Origin of the sequence: Vibrio jasicida CAIM 1864 = LMG 25398, assembly GCF_000400365.1 — a bacterium.
GTDB classification, from domain to species: Bacteria; Pseudomonadota; Gammaproteobacteria; order Enterobacterales; family Vibrionaceae; genus Vibrio; species Vibrio jasicida.
Window position 1 is genome coordinate 52,829 of the sequence record NZ_BAOG01000035.1, and the last position, 21,356, is coordinate 74,184.

The following is a 21,356-nucleotide window of genomic DNA, read 5'->3' on the forward strand; positions in this document are numbered from 1 at the left end:
GGAGGTCTTTTTTTTGTTTCAAGCGTTTCAATATGCTTTGGTTTCCACCTAAGTAGAGAAATATTGCCTTTTTAACGACGGTTCTTGTTGTCTAATCGCTAAGAATTGTGGATCATTAGGAACAATGCACTCTGCAAATCCAACCTTGGTTGTGGAGTTCTGTTTTCTCTGACAATACTAATATTTTTGAGGTGCTATAGATGAGTGAAGCTGATGCTCGTCCATCAAACTTTATTCGCCAGATTATTGATAAAGATCTAGCGGATGGTAAACACACTAGCGTGCATACTCGATTCCCGCCGGAGCCGAACGGTTACCTGCATATCGGTCATGCTAAGTCTATCTGTTTGAACTTCGGTATTGCTCAGGACTACCAGGGTCAATGTAACTTGCGTTTTGACGATACAAACCCTGAAAAAGAAGACATCGAATACGTTGAGTCTATCAAGAAAGATGTAAACTGGTTGGGCTTCGAGTGGGATGGTGAAGTATGTTACTCATCAAACTACTTCGACAAGCTTTACGAATATGCAATTGAATTGATTAATAAAGGCTTAGCGTATGTTGATGAGCTAAGTCCTGAGCAGATTCGTGAATACCGCGGTACGCTAACGGCTCCGGGTAAACCAAGCCCATACCGTGATCGCCCAATCGAAGAAAACCTAGCGCTATTTGAAAAAATGCGTGCAGGTGAGTTCGAAGAAGGCAAAGCGTGTCTTCGCGCTAAGATCGACATGGGTTCTTCATTCATGGTAATGCGTGATCCAGTTATCTACCGTGTACGTTTTGCGACTCACCACCAGACTGGTGATAAGTGGTGCATTTACCCAATGTACGACTTCACACACTGTATCTCTGATGCATTAGAAGGCATTACGCACTCTATCTGTACTCTTGAGTTTATGGATAACCGCCGTCTGTACGACTGGGTTCTAGACAACATCACGATTGATTGCCGTCCACACCAGTACGAATTCAGTCGCCTAAACCTTGAATATACAGTGATGTCTAAGCGTAAGCTAAACCAACTAGTGACTGAGAAATTGGTTGATGGTTGGGATGACCCACGCATGCCAACCGTATCTGGTCTGCGTCGCCGTGGCTTCACTTCTGCATCTATTCGTGAGTTCTGTAAGCGTATCGGTGTAACGAAACAAGAGAACATGATTGAGTTCGGTTCACTAGAATCTTGTATTCGTGATGATCTAAACGAAAACGCACCACGTGCGATGGCCGTTCTAGATCCAGTTAAGATCGTTATCGAGAACTTTGAAGAAGGTGCGGTAGAAACTCTGACGGTTGCTAACCATCCAAACAAACCTGAAATGGGCGAGCGTGAAGTGCCATTCACTCGTGAAGTTTGGATTGAGCGCGAAGATTTCCGTGAAGAAGCAAACAAGAAGTACAAGCGCCTTGTTCTAGGTAAAGAAGTACGTCTACGTGGCGCATACGTGATCAAGGCTGAACGCATCGAGAAAGACGCGGAAGGCAACATCACAACAATCTTCTGTACTTACGATGCTGAAACGCTAGGTAAGAACCCGGCAGATGGCCGTAAAGTGAAAGGCGTAATCCACTGGGTATCAGCAGACAAAGCATTGCCTGCAGAAATCCGCATGTACGATCGTTTGTTCACAGTACCAAATCCAGCGGCTGCGGATGACTTTGCTGCGACAATCAACCCAGAATCACTAGTGGTTCTAAACGGTTTTGTTGAGCCAAGCCTAACAACGGCAGAAGCGGAAACAGGTTATCAGTTTGAGCGTATGGGTTACTTCTGTGCAGATTCAAAAGATTCTTCAGCAGATAACCTAGTATTCAACCGTACGGTTGGTCTACGTGATACTTGGGCGAAAATCGAGAACCAATAATCTCAATACCTCGCTAACAAAAATGCCAGCAAATTGCTGGCATTTTTTATGTCCTATGGTAGACGAGAGGGCTTTGATGTCGTCACTGTACCCGCTTTTGAGTCGTACCATATGACAAAGCTTGAGTTCTCGGGAGTTCGTTCGTAACCTTTTTTTGTATACGTGTAATAGCAAACGGATTGGTGGGAGTCATTGTCTCTGATACGGCGCGTTATAAAATCAAACCTATCGTTTGCATTCCGATTATTCGATAGCGAGTATTCATCACCTAATAGAGCTTGCCATACGGCAATACATCCTGCGTTCCCTTGGCCAATATTGTATGGGTTACCAATATTCCCACTGGCGTTGCCTTTGTTTGTTCCTAAAGGGTAGCCAAATTCATTGACATCAAGTTCTCCGCCACCATAGCCATCTATATTTTGCTGTGCTGCTGGTGTCCCCCCGTTAACTAACCACTGGCTTTGGGTGAACTTAACTGCCGTTTCAAATTGGTCTGCGATGGCTTCCATCTTGGCTTGGTAGGCATCGTCTTGAAGGTTTAAGAATCGCGGTGCGACTACAACAGCCAGTATCCCAAGAATAACAATTGCAATAATCAGTTCGAGTAAGGTAAAGCCACAAGAATTCCTTTTCTTCATCGCTTGTCTCCATAAAAAAACGCCAGCCGAAGCTGACGTTTAGAGTCTTTATTAATAAAAAGCGTTACTTTTTATTTTGCAGGCTTGTGCGCGTCAGGATTCGTCTTACAAGAACCATCGCTACATTTACCGTATAGGTACAAGCTGTGGTTAGTAAGCGTAACATTGTACTTAGCTGCGATTTCTTTTTGACGTTCTTCAATCACGTCATCTGAAAACTCAATTACTTCACCACAGTCTAAACATACTAAGTGATCGTGGTGATGTTGAGTTGACAGTTCAAATACTGATTTACCGCCTTCGAAATGGTGGCGGGTAACAATACCAGCATCATCAAATTGGTTTAATACACGATAAACGGTTGCTAGACCAATCTCTTCACCTAGATCGATTAGCTTTTTGTACAAATCTTCAGCACTGATGTGCTGGCAGTCTGGCTGCTGAAGTACTTCTAGAATTTTTAGCCTTGGAAGGGTTACTTTTAAACCCGCATCCTTCAGCGCCTGATTATTATCTGACATATACTTTCCCGTTGGATCATCTGCAGCGATTTAACAGAATTCAATATTCCTACCATTATAGGCGAAGCGTACTGAACATTAAACCACGAACTTCAAAGGGTTAATAGATTCTTTTTGTAAATTAGAAACAGGTCGATTATATTACAGATCAGACCAGTTACATTTTTGTAACATTGCATCGCAAAGGCTATGGATAGGTATGAATAAGCGACTTGCCAAGATTTATAAACCAGGGATTGTTAAGTTTGCGCTTAATATTTGGCCGCCATTTTGGGGCTCAGGTATCAAAATCTTACATATTTCTGAAGACTTTCGAACGGTTAACGTTCGTTTGAAGCTCCGTTGGTGGAATAAAAACGCAAATCGTACCCAGTATGGCGGTAGTATCTTCTCGCTTACGGACCCAATTTATTCTCTGATGTTGATGGGCATTTTACGGGAAGAGTATTTTGTGTGGGATAAAGAGGCGAGTATCAACTTCATCAAACCGGGACAGAGTGATTTATTTGCCGAGTTTGAAGTAACAGAAGGAATGCTAGCTGACATTTACCAAATGACTCGTAACGGTGAAAAGTGCTTTCCAGAGTTTATTACCTATGTGAAAGACAAAGAAGGTAACGTTGTATCGGAAGTGCAACGGAAGTTGTATGTGAGGAAGAAACCTCAATATCGAGAAGAAGAGGTCGCAACGGAAGCTTCTTGATAGAGAGATACAAAAAGACCTCCAAGGTGGAGGTCTTTTTCAATAGGTGCTGTATTAGCCTTCAAGCTCAGCTAGGCACATCTCTTCATAGATTTGCTTAACCCAGTTTTCGACACGTTCATCAGTCAATTCTGGTTGACGATCTTCGTCGATACATAGGCCAACAAACTGGCTATCGTCGCCTTCTGCAAGTGCTTTAGACGCTTCAAACTCGTAACTTTCAGTTGAAGTGTGGCCAAGGATAGTACCGCCTTTTGCTTCAACGATGTCACGAACTGTTCCCATCGCATCACAGAAGTACTCTGCGTAATCTTCTTGGTCACCACAACCAAAGATAGCGACTAGCTTTGTTGAGAAGTCTACTTGCTCAAGCTCAGGGAAGAAATCATCCCAATCACATTGCGCTTCACCGTAGTACCACGTAGGGATACCTAGAAGAAGAAGATCAAAGTTATCAATGTCTTCTTTGCTGCTTTTTGCGATGTCTTGAACGTGAACTAGTTGTTTACCTAGTTGCTTTTGAATCATCTTTGCAACGGCTTCAGTATTACCTGTGTCGCTACCGAAGAAGATACCTACACTTGCCATAGAGTCTATACCTTTACATTGTTTGTTACTGGCGATGGGGAGAAGAGCTTAACCAAGCCCTGTGCCTTCCCAACTGAGCTGAATCAGGCCTTTCGCGATGAAACCAGCGCAGCCAAGGAAAAGGACTAACCACACAATACGACGACCATAAACAGGTACGTTACCTTGTTTTAGCACATCTTTTATTGCCATCCCGATGAAAAAGAAGATAGCAGCAAAAAGCAGATCGAGCCCAATCGACTCGAGCATGTCCATATAGTCGTATAGCATTGTCGTCCTTCATGCCAAAAATTCTTGGGCGCACTATACCACTGTTAAACAGTAAAGTTAATGCACAACAAGAAGGGTTATTTCAATAATCTGGCGTTGTTTTTCGAATTTGTTAACTCGAAATATATTTCCTGATCACACGCATTACTTCAGCGGGTTTCTCTGCATGTAACCAGTGTCCGGTATTGGCGATAATGTGTGCTTTTGCGTTGTTAAACTGACGCTTAACAGCAGGCTGATGCTCAGGCATTAGGTAGTCTGAATCTCCACCTTTAACAAACAGAGTTGGAATATCTGTGGTAGCAATTTCTTGCCAGCCAATAATCTGATCATAATTGTTGAATAAGCTTGCGACATTAAAGCGCCAATCCATTTTGTCACCGTTCCTATACAGCGACTTCGACAAAAATTGTCTTACGCCGTCCATTTCAATGTGTTGAGCAAGAATATCCATGGTTTGTTGGCGATTACTTGGTTGTTCTTTGACTACCGCCTGTAGACCACGAAATACATTGTCGTGACGATTTGTGTTGTAGGCAACTGGTGCCATGTCTAAAACGATCAGCTGTTTTATTAATTCAGGAGCGACATCTGCTAGTTTCATTGCAACCTTACCACCCATAGAGTGGCCGATTACTAACGCAGGCTCGATGTCGATATTGCGAAGTAAATCAGCAACATCTTGCGCCATGACTTCATAGTTGTGTGTATCTGAATGGAAAGAGAGACCGTGATTTCGTAGATCAATGCTGATCACGGAATGATCTTGGACGAGGTCGCGAGCCAGTAAACCTAGATTACTGAAACTGCCAAACAATCCATGAATCAAAACAACCGTTTGGCCTTGGCCTTCCTGCTTATAGTTGAGTAATGCTGACATTTTATCTTATTCGTGATGGGTTTAACGTGGAGTATCCGCGAGGATCTCGTTATAATCCCCCAGAGTTTAAACATTGAGAATGTGAAAAGCGAATGAAAACAATTGAGGTTGATGAGGATCTATACCGTTACATTGCGGGTCAAACCAAGCATATCGGTGAAAGTGCCTCGGATATTTTACGACGCCTTTTGAACCTTGATGGTCAGTTGCAGGAAGCCGTCGTTGCACCTGTAATCGAGCAGCCACAAGGGATTGTAGTAAGTAAAGATGCTGGTAAAACAGAATCAGTGGATACCGTAAAAGAGATGCGTTCTCTACTGATTTCTGATGAGTTTGCTGGCCTTAAGAAAGCGATTGATCGCTTCATGTTGGTTCTATCAACCTTACACACTTTAAATCCAGAGAGCTTCTCTCAAGCAACGAAAGTAAAAGGGCGCAAGCGCGTTTACTTTGCTGATAATGAAGATACTCTGCTAGCAAACGGCAATACCACCAAGCCTAAAGCAATTCCTGGTACGCCATTTTGGGTAATCACTAATAACAACACCAGTCGCAAGCGACAGATGGTTGAGCAGGTGATGACTCATATGGAGTTCCAGCCTGACTTGATAGAGAAAGTAACAGGTTCAATCTAAGAAACCTGATAGAAGCCTCATAATGTGTAGCGTATAGCGGATATTATGAGGCTTTTTTGATTTTATTTGTATTTAAAGAAAGGATGTCAAACATGGCTATGCACCCTCGTGCTGGGCAAAAAGCGCAGCAGGAAGATCTTCATAATATCCCAGCACTCGTTGCTAACTACTTCTTACTTCAACCTGATGCATCAAATGCAGAGCATAACGTTCAATTTGGTACTTCTGGTCACCGCGGTACCGCGGACAAGCACACCTTTAACGAAAACCACATTTTAGCTATCGCTCAAGCGGTCGCAGAAGTTCGTGCTGAGCAAGGTACAACAGGTCCACTGTTTGTGGGCAAAGACACGCACGCGCTATCTGAACCAGCGTTTTCAAGTGTGATTGAAGTATTGATTGCAAACGGTGTGACAGTGATTGTCCAGCAAGACAACGGCTACACGCCAACGCCTGGTATTTCACACGCGATTCTGACTTATAACATCAAGCATGATGACAAAGCAGATGGCATCGTGATTACCCCATCTCATAACCCACCTCAAGACGGCGGCATCAAGTACAACCCGACGCACGGTGGTCCAGCTGAAGCAGAGCTAACTCAGGCTATCGAAGATCGTGCAAACGCACTGATTGCTGAAGGTCTACAAGGCGTTAAACGCCTACCGTTAGCTGAAGCAAAAGCATCTGAGCTGTTTGTAGAGATGGATTTGGTGAAACCATACATCGACGATTTAGTGAACGTTATCGATATGGAAGCAATCCAAAAAGCAAACTTGAAGATTGGTGTAGATCCATTAGGCGGCAGCGGCATCGATTACTGGCGTCAAATTGGTCAGGCATACAACCTGGACCTAACGCTAGTAAGTGAAGCGATTGATCCTTCTTTCCAATTCATGTCGCTAGATAAAGACGGCGTTGTACGTATGGACTGTTCTTCTCCTTACGCAATGGCGGGTCTATTGGCGCTGAAAGATGAATACGATTTAGCATTTGGTAACGATCCTGACTACGACCGTCACGGTATCGTTACGCCAAAAGGTTTGATGAATCCGAACCACTTCTTAGCGGTTTGTATCGACTACCTATACCGTCACCGTGACGCGTGGGGTAAAGATGTCGCTGTTGGTAAAACGCTAGTTTCAAGCGCTCTGATTGACCGTGTTGTTGCGGATCTAGGTCGTGAGCTATGTGAAGTGCCTGTTGGCTTCAAATGGTTTGTGGACGGTCTGTACACTGGTAAGTTTGGCTTCGGCGGCGAAGAAAGTGCTGGTGCGTCTTTCCTTCGTAAAGATGGTACGCCATGGTCAACAGACAAAGATGGCATCTTGCTATGTCTTCTAGCGGCAGAGATCACTGCGGTAACGGGTAAGAACCCGCAAGATTACTATGAAGAGCTTGCGGCGAAGCACGGTGAGTCCAAGTATAACCGTATTCAAGCTGTAGCAAACGGTCCACAAAAAGACGTACTGAAGAAGTTGTCACCAGAAATGGTCGCGGCAGAAACACTAGCAGGTGACGTAATTACGGCTCGTCTAACACATGCTCCTGGTAACGGTGCTGCAATTGGTGGTCTTAAAGTAACGACAGCCAATGGCTGGTTCGCTGCTCGTCCATCAGGCACTGAAGACATCTACAAGATTTACTGTGAAAGCTTTAAAGGTGAAGAGCACCTAAAACAAATCGAAGCCGAAGCACAAGAAATCGTTAATCAAGTATTTGCAGCCGCTGGTTTGTAATTCAAACGATTAAGGTTCGAAAGGGTCGACATTGCGTCGGCCCTTTTTGTTTGTGAAGAGGGTACGCTGCGCTTCGAGAGTCGGGAACGCTTCGCTCTAGGAATCGAGAGGTGCTCGTTGAGAGTATAGCTGAAAGGTATTTTGATTAAGAAGGTGTTGACGGGACTTGTTCCTAGAAAAGCAAAATAAAATCGTTTCCCGTTTTAGTTCGGCCACGTATCAGGTACAACAAACCAAAATTGACCACTCTTTGTTTGAGCGTGAATAAACCTATCTGATGGTTTATCGATGGGTTCCAAGAACTCCTTATTGCCAATTGCCCATAGTGGTTTGGAAAGAGCATATAAAGGTTCTTTGATCCCTTCCCATTGGCTTTGATAACACCAATTGCCGGATATTTGGCTTTGGTTTAGCTCGTAACCTAAACAGGTTGTAGGGGTTGGCTCGTCTGAAAAAGGATTTACATAGAGGCGACCTTGCATCAGCAAGTGTTCGCTCGGTACAACGTCTAACGGTAACTGCTGGTGGAACTCTTCTCTCTGGCTCATTTTTAGTTGGTGGGTAAGCATGCGATCGAGTTTCTTATGCAGTTGGTCATGTGCATTCGGGCCATACCAAATGCCTTCATTCAGTAAGTAAAATTTGATGGCCACTTCCCAATGCTCGTATTGTTTGGTTTCCTGATTCTCGAGGATCAAATCGACGGCGCCAATTGTGCGGCCAGCCGTGTCGTTGAGTTGAATCTCTTCAGCAACCAGTTCATATCGAGGCGAGCAAGTCAGTAGCTTGGTGCAAAGGTGTTGGTAAAGGAAGCCAAGTCGTGGATTGCCATCGTAATCTTCATTGTCCGATAGAGGTGGTGTCAGAATGTCTTCGACGGTGACAAAGGGCGTTTGAAGTTTAAAAAGTGGTGGGGTGCTAGCAATCCATTGATAGAAACGTTGTAGAGAATTCATCCATTATCCTTGTTGTCGCAGGCAGAGCCTTTCTATTGTATCGAAATTTATTCTGGTTGGGGATGCCACAACTAGCATCCTGATCGCGGTTCGATATACACTTTGTTTAAGCCACAAGTATTGGAAGTAACAATGAATAATTTACAGCTGGAAAAGATCCTTAACGAGAAATTATCGCCGCAACTTATTAAAGACTACGCACCGAATGGAATGCAAGTTGAAGGCAAATCAGAAATCAAACGCATCGTGACAGGCGTAACGGCCTCACAAGCATTGATCGATAAAGCCATCGAGTTAGAGGCTGATGCACTGCTTGTTCATCACGGATACTTTTGGAAAGGTGAACCAGAGCCAATTCGTGGTATGAAAGGAAAGCGTATCCGCAGTTTGATCAAAAGTGACATCAACCTTTACGGCTACCATTTACCGCTAGATATTCATCCTGAGTTGGGTAACAACGCAGAGTTGGCACGCTTGCTAGACATTGAAGTGGAAGGTGGCTTAGAAGGACACCCTCAATCTGTCGCTCTGTTTGGCCGCTTAAAACAAGCAATGACTGGCACTGATTTCACGAACAAAATCAATCACGTATTAAACCGTGAACCTTTGCATATCGCGCCTGACAATGCAGAAAAAATGATTGAGACAGTAGGTTGGTGTACCGGTGGTGGTCAAGACTTCATTGAGCTTGCTGCTCAACATGGATTAGATGCATTTATTTCGGGCGAGATCTCAGAACGTACGACTTACACCGCTCGTGAATTGGATATTCATTACTTCTCTGCAGGTCACCACGCAACCGAACGTTATGGCATTAAAGCGTTGGGTGAATGGTTAGCGCAAGAGCACGGGTTAGACGTCACGTTTATCGATATTGATAATCCAGTATAAAAGGGACAGGCTTCGCCCTGTGAGATGCGAAAGTGTTAAGCAATTATCTCTCGCATTCCGAAGCGAAGCGTTCTATGGGGCGTAGCTCGTTCTCGTCTCTTCAAAAAAGAAAGGGTTGACGCTTTCACGTCAACCCCAACACTTATCCGATTCTCGATTCTCGATTCTCGATTCTCGATTCTCGATTCTCGATTCTCGATTCTCGATTCTCGATTCTAACGCCTACTCACGCTCGTGCAGTGGAGAGAACTCGCGTTGAGTTTCACCAGTGTATAGCTGACGAGGACGACCGATTCGGTTTAGTGGATCGCTGTGCATTTCGTTCCAGTGAGCAATCCAACCGATAGTACGAGAAATCGCGAAGATAACCGTAAACATCGATACAGGAATACCGATTGCTTTTAGGATGATGCCTGAGTAGAAGTCTACGTTCGGGTATAGCTTCTTAGACACGAAGTATTCGTCAGAAAGAGCAATACGTTCAAGTTCCATTGCAACGTCTAGCAGTGGATCTTTGATGTTTAGCTCTTTTAGTACTTCGTGACATGTTTCACGCATTACCGTTGCACGTGGATCGTAGTTTTTGTAAACGCGGTGACCGAAGCCCATTAGACGGAATGGATCATCTTTGTCTTTTGCACGCTCTACGTACTCAGGGATGTTATCTACGCTTCCGATCTCTTCAAGCATCTTCAGACATGCTTCGTTTGCACCACCGTGCGCAGGACCCCATAGAGAAGCAATACCTGCGGCAATACATGCGAACGGGTTCGCACCAGAAGAACCGGACAAACGAACCGTTGATGTCGATGCGTTTTGTTCGTGATCTGCGTGAAGTGTGAAGATCTTATCCATCGCACGAGCAACAACAGGGTTTACTTCGTATTCTTCACATGGGTTTGCGTACATCATGTGTAGGAAGTTTTCTGCGTAGCTTAAGTCGTTACGAGGATAGATAAATGGCTGACCGATAGAGTACTTGTAACACATCGCCGCCAATGTTGGCATTTTAGACAGCAGACGGTACGCCGCGATCTCACGGTGCTCGTCGTTGTTGATATCGAGTGAATCGTGGTAGAAGGCCGCTAGTGCACCAACCACACCACACATTACTGCCATTGGGTGTGCATCACGTCGGAAGCCATGGAAGAAGCTTGCGATTTGTTCATGCACCATCGTATGGCGAGTAACCGTTGTTTTGAATTGCTCGTATTGCTCACGGGTAGGGGCTTCACCATAAAGCAGGATGTAACATACTTCCAAGTAATCTGCGTTATTGGCTAATTGATCAATCGGGTAGCCGCGGTGCAAAAGAATACCTTTGCCGCCGTCGATATACGTGATTGATGATTCACAAGATGCAGTGGCAAGAAAACCTGGGTCAAAAGTAAAGTAACCATTGGCTCCCAGTTTACGAACATCAATCACAGGTGTACCTAGCGTACCGTCCATAATTGGCAGTTCGATCGGCGCATGACCTTCAACGTGAAGGGTAGCTTTCTTATCCGCCATAACAATCTCCTTTGTTTATTATTTAATCCGTCCAGGATGTTTATGTGCCATTTTTGTACTGTTGTTAAAGCTTAAAGTCAATTTTTCTCCATTTTTGTGTGCACTTGTTATGATTTTTCTCATGAAAATCGTTAAAAATCTGTTCTATGTAGCATAATTTGTTACATCAATTGTATTAGAATGTTGCTGGCCGTATATTGGCACAGAAAATTTTAGTTAAATCCTTATAAATTCGGGGCTGGAAACAAAAGTGAGGTTTGTTTACTGACTCCGTTTGTTAACAAAGTGTTTACAATTATCTCCGAGCATATTGCGAGTATTTGTTAATCAAATGTTAACTTTTGTACGTTTGGAAGCTGAAATTGGTTATAACAATAAATGCTCAATGGAGCTGAGTGAGCAAGCCCGTGAAAGAAAGAAAGTCAAGACCTGTTAATTTAGATTTACAGACCATCCGCTTTCCCATCACAGCAATCGCGTCCATCCTACATCGTGTGTCGGGTGTGATTACGTTTGTTGCGGTGGGCATATTGCTTTGGTTACTGTCCATTTCTCTGTCATCCCCGATGGGTTTTATGGAAGCCGCTGATATCGTCGATAGCTTCTTCGTGAAATTCATTCTGTGGGGAATTCTAACTGCACTTGCCTACCACATCGCTGGTGGTGTCCGTCACCTGTTGATGGACCTAGGCCATTTCGAAGAACTCGATTCAGGCGCGATGAGCGCTAAAGTCGCATTTGGTGCTACTGCAGTATTATCACTATTGGCGGGGATCTTGGTATGGTAAAACACGTCTCTTCATTTGGTCGTAATGGTGTCCACGATTTCTTATTGATTCGTGCATCAGCAATCATTATGACGCTATACACGATTTATCTGATTAGCTTCTGCGCTTTCTCAGATATCTCTTACGCATCTTGGACCCAATTCTTTGGTGGTACGTTCACCAAAGTTTTCACCATGTTGGCCTTAGTCTCAATTCTAATTCACGCGTGGGTTGGTTTGTGGCAGGTGTTAACGGATTACATTAAGCCCGCGATACTTCGTGGTGCATTGCAACTTGGTGTTATTGCCGTTTTATTCGGCTATGTCTTCTCTGGTCTATTTATTCTGTGGGGTGCGTAAGTGTCTATTCCAGTTCGTGAGTTTGATGCCGTAGTAATCGGCGCTGGTGGTGCGGGTATGCGCGCTGCACTACAAATTTCGGAGCAAGGCCTGTCATGTGCGTTGCTATCTAAAGTTTTCCCAACACGTTCACACACTGTTTCTGCTCAAGGTGGTATTACGGTTGCGCTAGGTAATGCGCACGAAGATCATTGGGAACAGCACATGTACGATACGGTTAAAGGTTCTGACTATATCGGTGACCAAGACGCAATCGAATACATGTGTAAGAACGGCCCTGAATCTGTTATCGAGCTAGAGAAAATGGGTCTTCCTTTCTCTCGTTTTGATAACGGCACTATTTATCAACGCCCGTTTGGTGGCCAGTCAAAGAACTTTGGTGGCGAGCAAGCTGCGCGTACAGCGGCAGCGGCTGACCGTACTGGTCACGCACTCCTGCACACGCTATACCAACAAAACATCAAGCACAAAACAACGGTATTCTCTGAGTGGTATGCTCTTGATATCGTTAAAAATGAAGATGGTGTTGTTCTAGGCTGTACGGCGCTATGCATGGAAACGGGTGAAGTGTGCTACTTCAAATCGAAAGCAACCATCTTAGCAACGGGTGGTGCAGGTCGTATTTACGCATCAACGACTAACGCGCACATCAATACTGGTGATGGTGTTGGTATGGCACTTCGTGCTGGTGTCCCAATGCAAGACATGGAAATGTGGCAGTTCCACCCAACGGGTATCGCTGGCGCAGGTGTTCTTGTAACCGAAGGTTGTCGTGGTGAGGGTGGTTACCTTCTAAACAAGGACGGCGAACGCTTCATGGAGCGTTACGCACCAAACGCGAAAGACCTTGCTGGTCGTGACGTGGTTGCACGTTCAATGATGATTGAAATCCGTGAAGGTCGTGGCTGTGATGGCCCTTGGGGTCCACATATTAAATTGAAACTTGATCACCTAGGTAAAGATACACTGGAGTCTCGTTTACCGGGCGTTTGTGAGTTGTCTCGTACATTTGCGCACGTTGATCCGGTCAAAGAGCCAATCCCGGTAATTCCTACGTGTCACTATATGATGGGTGGTATTCCTACTCAGGTATCAGGCCAAGCGATTAAGCAAGATGAAAGCGGCGCGGATGTTGAAGTTCAAGGCCTATTCGCTTGTGGTGAAATTGCATCAGTATCAGTACACGGTGCTAACCGTCTTGGCGGTAACTCACTACTAGACTTGGTGGTATTTGGTCGTGCAACAGGTCTGCACCTAGGTGAAACTCTGCTCAAACAAGCTGATGCGAAACCTGCAACTGAAGCAGACATTGAACGTTCACTAGAGCGTTACAACCGTTGGGAAAATAGCACTGACGGTGAAGATCCAGCGCAAATTCGTAAAGACCTACAACAATGTATGCAAAACAACTTCTCGGTATTCCGTGAAGGTGATGCAATGGCTAAAGGTCTTGAAGAGCTTAAAGTTATCCGTGAGCGTCTGAAGAACGCACACCTTGCTGACAAATCGACAGAGTTCAACACTCAACGTATTGAGTGTCTAGAACTAGAGAACTTGATGGAAACAGCATACGCAACAGCTGTAGCAGCAAACTACCGCACAGAAAGCCGTGGTGCACATGCTCGCTTTGACTTCCCAGATCGTGATGATGAGCAGTGGCTATGCCACTCAATCTACAACCCGGAAACGGAAGCAATGGCTAAACGTGGTGTAAACATGGAGCCAATCCATCGTGAAGCATTTCCGCCAAAAGCACGTACGTACTAAGGAAAGGAGGGTAATATTATGAAACTGAATTTCTCTTTGTACCGCTACAACCCGGATGTCGACCAAAAGCCGTACATGAAAGACTACACGCTTGAGGTTGAAGAAGGATCAGACATGATGCTTCTGGATGCCTTGATCCTTTTGAAGGAGCAAGACCCTAGCATTGCATTCCGTCGTTCATGTCGTGAAGGTGTGTGTGGTTCTGATGGCCTTAACATGAATGGTAAAAACGGATTAGCGTGTATTACACCTTTATCTGCTTTGAAAGGCGATAAGCTCGTCATTCGACCATTACCTGGTCTGCCTGTTGTACGTGATCTTATCGTTGACATGACTCAGTTCTACGATAACTATGCGAAAGTTAAGCCTTTCTTGATTGACGATGGTGCTCTTCCACCGTCTCGTGAAAACTTACAATCGCCTGATGAGCGTGCGCATCTAGATGGCTTGTACGAATGTATTATGTGTGCATGTTGTACGACATCTTGTCCGTCTTTCTGGTGGAACCCTGATAAATTTATCGGCCCTGCTGGTCTTTTAGCGGCCTATCGTTGGTTAATTGATAGCCGAGATACAGCGACTGATGAACGTTTGTCCGATCTTGATGATGCATTTAGCGTTTTTCGTTGCCATGGCATCATGAATTGTGTAAGTGTTTGTCCTAAGGGGCTAAATCCAACGAAAGCTATCGGTCATATCAAGTCGATGTTGGTCAATCGTTCGATTTAATTAACAACAAAAAATTGCCGACCTAAATGGGTCGGCTCTTAATAGCTCGGCGCAGACCGCAGCAAACGTGAAAACTACTGGTTAAGGGAAAATATGCACAACGGCGTGATGAAGGCATGGCTCGAGTCTTCACACTTGGCTGGCGCCAATGCAACGTATGTAGAAGACCTCTACGAACTGTATCTAAGTGACCCCGATCTGGTAAGTGAGGAGTGGAAACGTGTATTCGATGAGTTGCCAAAGAACTCAGAAGAAGTGGCTGATCAGCCACACTCGCGTGTCCGCGACTACTTCCGACGACTCGCTCAAGAAACAAAGCATTACAGTGTCCAAGTTAGTGATCCAGATGTCGACGCTAAGCAAGTAAAAGTTCTCCAGCTTATCAACGCATACCGTTTCCGCGGTCATGAAGCTGCAGAGCTCGATCCTCTAGGTCTATGGCAACGTCCACCTGTGGCGGAGCTAGACCCTGCATTCCACAATCTCACCGAAGATGACTTCGCAGAAACTTTTAACGTAGGTTCTTTCGCCGTCGGCCAAGAAACCATGCAGTTAAAAGATATCTACTCAGCACTTAAGAAAACCTACTGTGGTTCGATTGGTGCAGAATACATGCACATGACAGACACAGAACAAAAACGTTGGATTCAACAGCGTTTAGAGTCTGTCGTTGGTCAGCCATCTTTCGATAAAGACGAAAAGCGTACATTTCTTGAGGAGCTAACGGCTGCTGAAGGTCTAGAGCGTTACTTGGGCGCAAAATTCCCAGGGGCGAAACGCTTCTCGCTAGAAGGTGGCGATGCACTGATTCCGATGACGAAAGAACTGATTCGACATGCTGGTACAAGCGGTATGCGTGAAGTTGTGATCGGTATGGCTCACCGCGGACGTTTAAACATGTTGGTTAACGTTCTAGGTAAGAAGCCACAAGATTTGTTCGATGAGTTTGCGGGCAAGCACGATGATACATGGGGTACTGGCGATGTTAAGTACCACCAAGGTTTCTCTGCTGACTTTGCGACGCCAGGTGGTGATGTTCACCTTGCGTTAGCCTTTAACCCATCTCACCTTGAGATTGTAAATCCAGTAGTTATTGGCTCTGTACGAGCTCGTCAAGATCGCTTAGGTGATTTTGAGGGCAGTCGCGTACTTCCTATTACTATTCATGGCGACTCTGCGATCGCAGGACAGGGTGTGGTTGCCGAGACGTTCAACATGTCTCTTGCTCGTGGCTTCTGTGTTGGTGGTACGGTGCGTATTGTTGTAAACAACCAAGTTGGTTTTACAACATCAAACCCTCGCGATACACGCTCTACCATGTACTGTACAGATATCGCTAAGATGGTACAGGCTCCGATTTTCCACGTTAATGCTGATGATCCAGAAGCGGTAGCATTCGTTACCCGTATTGCACTGGATTACCGTAATGAGTTCAAACGTGATGTTGTCATTGACTTGGTTTGTTACCGTCGTCATGGTCACAACGAAGCCGATGAGCCAAACGCAACTCAGCCATTGATGTACCAAAAAATCAAGAAGCACCCAACGCCTCGTAAGCTTTATGCAGATGTACTGATCGATAAAAACGAATCAGACATTGAAGTCGCGACGCAATTGGTCAATGAATACCGCGACGCGCTAGATAAAGGCGAAGTTGTGGTGAAAGAATGGCGTCCAATGGCGTTGCATTCGGTTGACTGGTCTCCATACCTTGGTCACGACTGGGATGTGGATTGGGACAACAAATTTGATGAGACTCGCCTTAAAGAGCTTGGTCAGCGCCTAATTCAATACCCTGATAGTCATAAACTGCAAAGCCGCGTAAACAAGCTTTATAACGATCGTTCTGCAATGATCAGTGGTGAAAAAGCAATTGACTGGGGCATGGCTGAGACTCTGGCATACGCTACGATCGTTGATGACGGCAAGCGTATTCGTATCTCGGGTCAGGATTCTGGCCGTGGTACGTTCTTCCACCGTCACTCTGTTTTGCATAACCAAAATGATGCAAGTACATACATTCCGCTAGCAAATATTCATGACAAACAAGGTCCATTCCAAGTGTTTGACTCTGTGTTGTCAGAAGAAGCGGTATTGGCGTTTGAGTACGGTTATGCAACAGCAGAACCAAGTGGTTTGACTATTTGGGAAGCTCAATTCGGTGACTTTGCAAACGGCGCACAAGTCGTGATTGACCAGTTCATCTCATCAGGTGAACAAAAATGGGCACGCCTATGTGGTCTAACGATGTTGCTACCTCACGGTTACGAAGGTCAAGGTCCTGAGCACTCATCTGCGCGTCTTGAGCGTTATCTACAATTATGTGCTGAACAGAATATGCAGGTTGTAGTGCCATCTACGCCAGCACAGGTTTATCACATGATTCGTCGCCAAGTGGTGCGCCCTATGCGTCGCCCACTGATTGTTATGTCACCTAAGTCGCTACTGCGTCATCCACTTTGTACTTCAACGTTGGAAGAATTGTCTGATGGCACATTCCAACCAGCGATTCCTGAGATTGATAATCTGGAACCGAGCAAAGTGAAACGTGTTGTGTTCTGTTCAGGTAAGGTTTACTTCGACCTTCTAGAACAACGTCGCAACAACGAACAAGATGATGTTGCTATTGTACGTGTTGAGCAATTGTACCCATTCCCTCTGGATGAAGTACAAGCTGCCATCGAACAATACACGAATGTTGAAGATTTTGTTTGGTGTCAGGAAGAGCCTCAAAACCAAGGTGCTTGGTACTGCAGTCAACATAACTTCCGTGCTGCAATTCCAGCAGGTGCAGATCTTAAATACGCAGGTCGCCCAGCTTCTGCTTCGCCAGCAGTAGGCTACATGTCGGTGCACTTGAAACAACAAAAAGCGTTGGTTGAAGACGCTCTGAACGTGAACTCAAAAACTTCGAATTAAGAACTAGAAGTTAAAGGAAGAAACAGATATGACAATTGAAATTCTGGTTCCAGATTTACCTGAATCAGTTGCTGACGCAACCGTAGCGACATGGCACAAACAACCAGGCGACGCGGTAGAGCGTGATGAAGTTCTGGTTGATATCGAAACCGATAAAGTTGTGCTTGAAGTTCCAGCTCCGGAAGCTGGCGTTTTAGAAGCCATTATTGAAGTAGAAGGTGCGACGGTACTTTCTAAACAACTGCTTGCAAAGCTTAAGCCAGGCGCGGTAGCGGGTGAGCCGACAACAGACTCAACAGAAGACAAAGAAGCGTCTCCTGATAAGCGTCACAAAGCAACGCTGACAGAAGAGAGCAACGATGCGCTAAGCCCAGCGGTTCGTCGTCTTCTTGCTGAACACGGCCTTGAAGCTAGCCAAGTGAAAGGCTCTGGTGTTGGCGGTCGTATTACTCGAGAAGACATTGAAGCGCACCTTGCAAATGCAAAAGCGGCACCAAAAGCGGAAGCTCCGGCAGCCGTTGAAGCGCCTGCAGCGGCTCGCAGCCAAAAACGTGTTCCAATGACGCGTCTGCGTAAGACAGTGGCAAACCGTCTTCTAGAAGCGAAGAACAACACGGCAATGCTAACCACGTTTAACGAAGTGAACATGAAGCCAATCATGGACCTTCGTAAGCAATACAAAGACCAGTTCGAAGAACGCCACGGTACTCGTCTTGGTTTCATGTCTTTCTACGTGAAAGCAGTAACAGAAGCACTAAAACGTTACCCAGAAGTGAACGCATCTATCGATGGTGATGATATCGTTTACCACAACTACTTCGACATCAGCATGGCAGTATCTACGCCACGTGGTCTAGTGACGCCAGTACTAAAAGACTGTGACACACTAGGTTTTGCTGACATCGAAAAAGGCATCAAAGAGTTAGCAATCAAAGGCCGTGACGGCAAGCTAACCGTTGATGAACTGATGGGCGGTAACTTCACTATCACTAATGGCGGTGTATTTGGTTCATTGATGTCTACGCCAATCATTAACCCACCACAATCGGCAATCTTGGGTATGCACAAAATCCAAGAGCGTCCAATGGCGGTTGATGGCAAAGTAGAAATCTTGCCGATGATGTACCTAGCACTATCTTACGACCACCGTTTGATTGATGGCCGTGAGTCAGTTGGCTTCCTGGTAACCATTAAAGAGCTACTAGAAGATCCAGCGCGTCTGTTATTAGACGTTTAATATCGCTAAAACGTCGAGTTATCCTTGATGGCTCGACGTCTACAGCATCCAAGGCTAGACTGGCTCAGCGTCTGGCCTTCATTTGAACTGCCCCCGATATAAAATTATAAGCAGTTGATTTGAGAAGACCCTACAGACGTACCGCATGAAGCGGCGTTATGGAAATAATAAATCCCCTAAGGGATAAACAAACGGAATATCAAAATGAATTTGCATGAATACCAAGCCAAACAGCTGTTTGCAGAATTCGGTTTGCCTGTACCAGAAGGCTACGCATGTGATACGCCACAAGAAGCTTTCGAAGCGGCGGGTCGCATCACTACTGAAAAGAAAGTCGTTAAATGTCAGGTTCACGCTGGTGGTCGCGGTAAAGCGGGCGGCGTAGAACTACACGATACAAAAGACGGCGTAAAAGAATTCGCACAAAAATGGCTAGGTAAGAACTTGGTTACTTACCAAACAGACGCAAATGGTCAGCCTGTTACTAAAATCCTTGTAGAAGAAGCATCTAACATTGCGAACGAACTTTACCTTGGTGCGGTTGTAGACCGCGCAACTCGTAAGATCGTTTTCATGGCTTCGACTGAAGGTGGTGTAGAAATCGAAAAAGTTGCGGAAGAAACGCCGGAGCTAATCCATAAAGCGGCAATCGATCCACTTGTAGGCCCTCAAGCTTACCAAGGTCGCGAGCTAGCGTTCAAACTTGGCCTTGAAGGCGATCAAATCAAACAATTCGTTAAGATCTTTATGGGTCTTGGCGCGATGTTCTCTCAGTACGACCTAGCGCTACTAGAAATCAACCCGCTTGTCATTACAGGTGAAGGTAACCTTCTTTGCCTTGACGGCAAAATCAACATTGACTCAAACGCAATGTACCGTCAGCCAAAGCTTCGTGAAATGCACGATCCTTCACAAGAAGACGAGCGTGAAGCACACGCAGCTCAGTGGGAACTGAACTACGTAGCTCTTGATGGCAACGTTGGCTGTATGGTTAACGGTGCAGGCCTTGCAATGGGTACGATGGATATCGTAAACCTACATGGCGGCAAGCCAGCAAACTTCCTTGATGTAGGTGGCGGCGCGACAAAAGAGCGTGTAGCTGAAGCATTCAAGATCATCCTTTCTGATGACAATGTTAGTGCAGTACTAGTAAACATCTTCGGTGGTATCGTTCGTTGTGACATGATCGCTGAAGGTATTATCGGTGCGGTTAAAGAAGTAGGCGTAACAGTTCCTGTAGTTGTTCGTCTAGAAGGTACAAACGCAGACCTAGGTCGCGAAGTACTTGCGAATTCTGACGTTGATATCATTGCAGCTGAATCTCTAACAGATGCTGCTCAGAAAGTTGTTGCTGCTGCGGAGGCTAAATAATGTCTGTATTAATTAACAAAGACACTAAAGTAATCTGTCAGGGTTTCACTGGCGGTCAAGGTACATTCCACTCAGAGCAAGCTATCGCATACGGTACGCAAATGGTTGGTGGTGTATCTCCTGGTAAAGGTGGTCAAACTCACCTTGGTCTTCCAGTATTCAACACAGTACGTGAAGCTGTAGAAGTAACTGGCGCGACAGCAACCGTTATCTACGTGCCAGCACCTTTCTGTAAAGATGCAATCCTAGAAGCGATTGACGCAGGTATCGAGCTGATCGTAACGATCACTGAAGGTATCCCAACAACAGATATGATCGACGTTAAAGTGAAGCTAGAAGAAACTGGCGTTCGCATGATCGGTCCTAACTGTCCAGGTCTTATCACTCCAGACGAGTGTAAGATTGGTATCATGCCTGGTCACATCCACAAGAAAGGTAAAGTAGGTATCGTATCTCGCAGCGGTACTCTTACTTACGAAGCAGTTAAACAAACAACAGATGAAGGCTTCGGTCAGTCTACATGTGTTGGTATCGGTGGTGACCCAATCCCAGGTTCAAACTTTATTGATATCCTAAAACTGTTCCAAGAAGACCCGGAAACTGAAGCAATCGTAATGATTGGTGAAATCGGTGGTACTGCGGAAGAAGAAGCTGCGGCGTTCATCAAAGAGAACGTAACTAAGCCAGTGGTTTCTTATATTGCAGGTGTTACTGCTCCTCCTGGTAAACGTATGGGGCACGCAGGTGCGATCATCTCTGGTGGTAAAGGTACTGCCGAAGACAAATTCGCAGCTCTAGAAGCGGCAGGCGTAAAGACTGTTAAATCTCTAGCAGAGATTGGCAAAGGTCTACGTGAAGTGACTGGTTGGTAAGAAGCCAAACCAATACAAAAGCATTAAAAAGCCTGCGATTTTGAAGTGACCCCGTAAAGTTGGACATTTCTGTTAAGCGGCTTTCAAGGCCTGAGTTCGATACTCTATCGGAGTCAGGCCTTTTAGCT

Annotated in this window: 20 protein-coding genes; 13 read left to right on the forward strand and 7 right to left on the reverse strand. The window is 45.3% G+C overall.

Translation table 11 applies throughout. The annotated features are described in order from the left end of the window. The first annotated feature begins 200 nt into the window (after positions 1 to 200). Entirely contained in the window at positions 201 to 1,871 is a 1,671-nt protein-coding gene (gene glnS / locus VJL_RS09870) for a glutamine--tRNA ligase (RefSeq protein ID WP_038877564.1), read from the forward strand. 53 nt (positions 1,872 to 1,924) lie between these two features. On the opposite strand, the gene VJL_RS09875 is transcribed toward glnS, so the two are convergent. Continuing rightward, a complete protein-coding gene (locus VJL_RS09875) occupies positions 1,925 to 2,512 on the reverse strand; it encodes a type II secretion system protein (protein WP_038877566.1) in 588 nt (195 codons plus the stop codon). A 71-nt stretch (positions 2,513 to 2,583) separates the two neighbouring features. Beyond that, entirely contained in the window at positions 2,584 to 3,033 is a 450-nt protein-coding gene (gene fcrX / locus VJL_RS09880; RefSeq protein ID WP_010643296.1) for a ferric iron uptake transcriptional regulator FcrX, read from the reverse strand. Positions 3,034 to 3,232: 199 nt separating this feature from the next. Here fcrX and VJL_RS09885 point away from each other — a divergent pair, with 199 nt between their 5' ends. Beyond that, positions 3,233 to 3,736: a DUF4442 domain-containing protein gene (locus VJL_RS09885; RefSeq protein ID WP_038877569.1), complete on the forward strand. Its 504-nt coding sequence runs from the start codon at positions 3,233 to 3,235 to the stop codon at positions 3,734 to 3,736. 54 nt (positions 3,737 to 3,790) lie between these two features. Here the strand turns inward: VJL_RS09885 and fldA are convergent, their stop codons facing one another. From fldA to VJL_RS09900, 3 genes are all read right to left on the reverse strand, one after another. Continuing rightward, the gene (gene fldA, locus VJL_RS09890; RefSeq protein WP_038877571.1) at positions 3,791 to 4,324 is read right to left on the reverse strand and encodes a flavodoxin FldA; all 534 of its coding nucleotides are present in this window, start codon (positions 4,322 to 4,324) and stop codon (positions 3,791 to 3,793) included. 48 nt (positions 4,325 to 4,372) lie between these two features. Next, on the reverse strand, positions 4,373 to 4,594 hold the full coding sequence (locus VJL_RS09895; RefSeq protein ID WP_038877574.1) for a DUF2788 domain-containing protein: 222 nt from the start codon (positions 4,592 to 4,594) through the stop codon (positions 4,373 to 4,375). A 112-nt stretch (positions 4,595 to 4,706) separates the two neighbouring features. Further along, on the reverse strand, positions 4,707 to 5,474 hold the full coding sequence (locus VJL_RS09900; RefSeq protein WP_038877575.1) for an alpha/beta fold hydrolase: 768 nt from the start codon (positions 5,472 to 5,474) through the stop codon (positions 4,707 to 4,709). A gap of 92 nt (positions 5,475 to 5,566) precedes the next feature. On the opposite strand from VJL_RS09900, the gene seqA reads away from it, so the two are divergent. Then, entirely contained in the window at positions 5,567 to 6,109 is a 543-nt protein-coding gene (gene seqA / locus VJL_RS09905) for a replication initiation negative regulator SeqA (RefSeq protein WP_038865694.1), read from the forward strand. Positions 6,110 to 6,201: 92 nt separating this feature from the next. Beyond that, a complete protein-coding gene (gene pgm / locus VJL_RS09910; protein WP_038877576.1) occupies positions 6,202 to 7,848 on the forward strand; it encodes a phosphoglucomutase (alpha-D-glucose-1,6-bisphosphate-dependent) in 1,647 nt (548 codons plus the stop codon). Between the two features lie 203 nt (positions 7,849 to 8,051). On the opposite strand, the gene VJL_RS09915 is transcribed toward pgm, so the two are convergent. After that, positions 8,052 to 8,804 (reverse strand): DUF1853 family protein, encoded by a 753-nt coding sequence (locus VJL_RS09915; protein WP_038877577.1) that lies wholly within the window; start codon positions 8,802 to 8,804, stop codon positions 8,052 to 8,054. 132 nt (positions 8,805 to 8,936) lie between these two features. Here VJL_RS09915 and VJL_RS09920 point away from each other — a divergent pair, with 132 nt between their 5' ends. After that, positions 8,937 to 9,695, forward strand: a complete 759-nt coding sequence (locus VJL_RS09920) for a Nif3-like dinuclear metal center hexameric protein (RefSeq protein ID WP_038877579.1) — start codon at positions 8,937 to 8,939, stop codon at positions 9,693 to 9,695. A gap of 222 nt (positions 9,696 to 9,917) precedes the next feature. On the opposite strand, the gene VJL_RS09925 is transcribed toward VJL_RS09920, so the two are convergent. After that, positions 9,918 to 11,207 carry a citrate synthase gene (locus VJL_RS09925; RefSeq protein WP_038865686.1) on the reverse strand — a complete coding sequence of 430 codons (1,290 nt, stop codon included), beginning with the start codon at positions 11,205 to 11,207 and terminating at the stop codon, positions 9,918 to 9,920. Between the two features lie 395 nt (positions 11,208 to 11,602). Between VJL_RS09925 and sdhC the strand changes: the two genes are divergently transcribed. The 8 genes from sdhC to sucD all read left to right on the forward strand — a co-directional run bounded on the left by sdhC (position 11,603) and on the right by sucD (position 21,228). Next, the gene (gene sdhC / locus VJL_RS09930; RefSeq protein ID WP_005446421.1) at positions 11,603 to 11,995 is read left to right on the forward strand and encodes a succinate dehydrogenase cytochrome b556 subunit; all 393 of its coding nucleotides are present in this window, start codon (positions 11,603 to 11,605) and stop codon (positions 11,993 to 11,995) included. Beyond that, positions 11,989 to 12,333: a succinate dehydrogenase, hydrophobic membrane anchor protein gene (gene sdhD, locus VJL_RS09935; RefSeq protein WP_038865684.1), complete on the forward strand. Its 345-nt coding sequence runs from the start codon at positions 11,989 to 11,991 to the stop codon at positions 12,331 to 12,333. Before sdhC ends, sdhD begins: the two co-directional genes overlap by 7 nt. Next, entirely contained in the window at positions 12,334 to 14,100 is a 1,767-nt protein-coding gene (gene sdhA / locus VJL_RS09940) for a succinate dehydrogenase flavoprotein subunit (protein WP_038865683.1), read from the forward strand. Positions 14,101 to 14,118: 18 nt separating this feature from the next. Then, the gene (locus tag VJL_RS09945; RefSeq protein ID WP_038865681.1) at positions 14,119 to 14,829 is read left to right on the forward strand and encodes a succinate dehydrogenase iron-sulfur subunit; all 711 of its coding nucleotides are present in this window, start codon (positions 14,119 to 14,121) and stop codon (positions 14,827 to 14,829) included. Positions 14,830 to 14,922: 93 nt separating this feature from the next. Further along, positions 14,923 to 17,748, forward strand: a complete 2,826-nt coding sequence (gene sucA, locus VJL_RS09950; protein ID WP_038877581.1) for a 2-oxoglutarate dehydrogenase E1 component — start codon at positions 14,923 to 14,925, stop codon at positions 17,746 to 17,748. 28 nt (positions 17,749 to 17,776) lie between these two features. Next, positions 17,777 to 18,985 (forward strand): 2-oxoglutarate dehydrogenase complex dihydrolipoyllysine-residue succinyltransferase, encoded by a 1,209-nt coding sequence (odhB, locus tag VJL_RS09955; protein WP_038865677.1) that lies wholly within the window; start codon positions 17,777 to 17,779, stop codon positions 18,983 to 18,985. A 204-nt stretch (positions 18,986 to 19,189) separates the two neighbouring features. Next, entirely contained in the window at positions 19,190 to 20,356 is a 1,167-nt protein-coding gene (sucC, locus tag VJL_RS09960; RefSeq protein ID WP_038877583.1) for an ADP-forming succinate--CoA ligase subunit beta, read from the forward strand. Then, positions 20,356 to 21,228, forward strand: coding sequence for a succinate--CoA ligase subunit alpha (sucD, locus tag VJL_RS09965; RefSeq protein ID WP_038877586.1), 873 nt, complete (start codon positions 20,356 to 20,358; stop codon positions 21,226 to 21,228). Before sucC ends, sucD begins: the two co-directional genes overlap by 1 nt. The last annotated feature ends 128 nt before the right edge of the window (positions 21,229 to 21,356 follow it).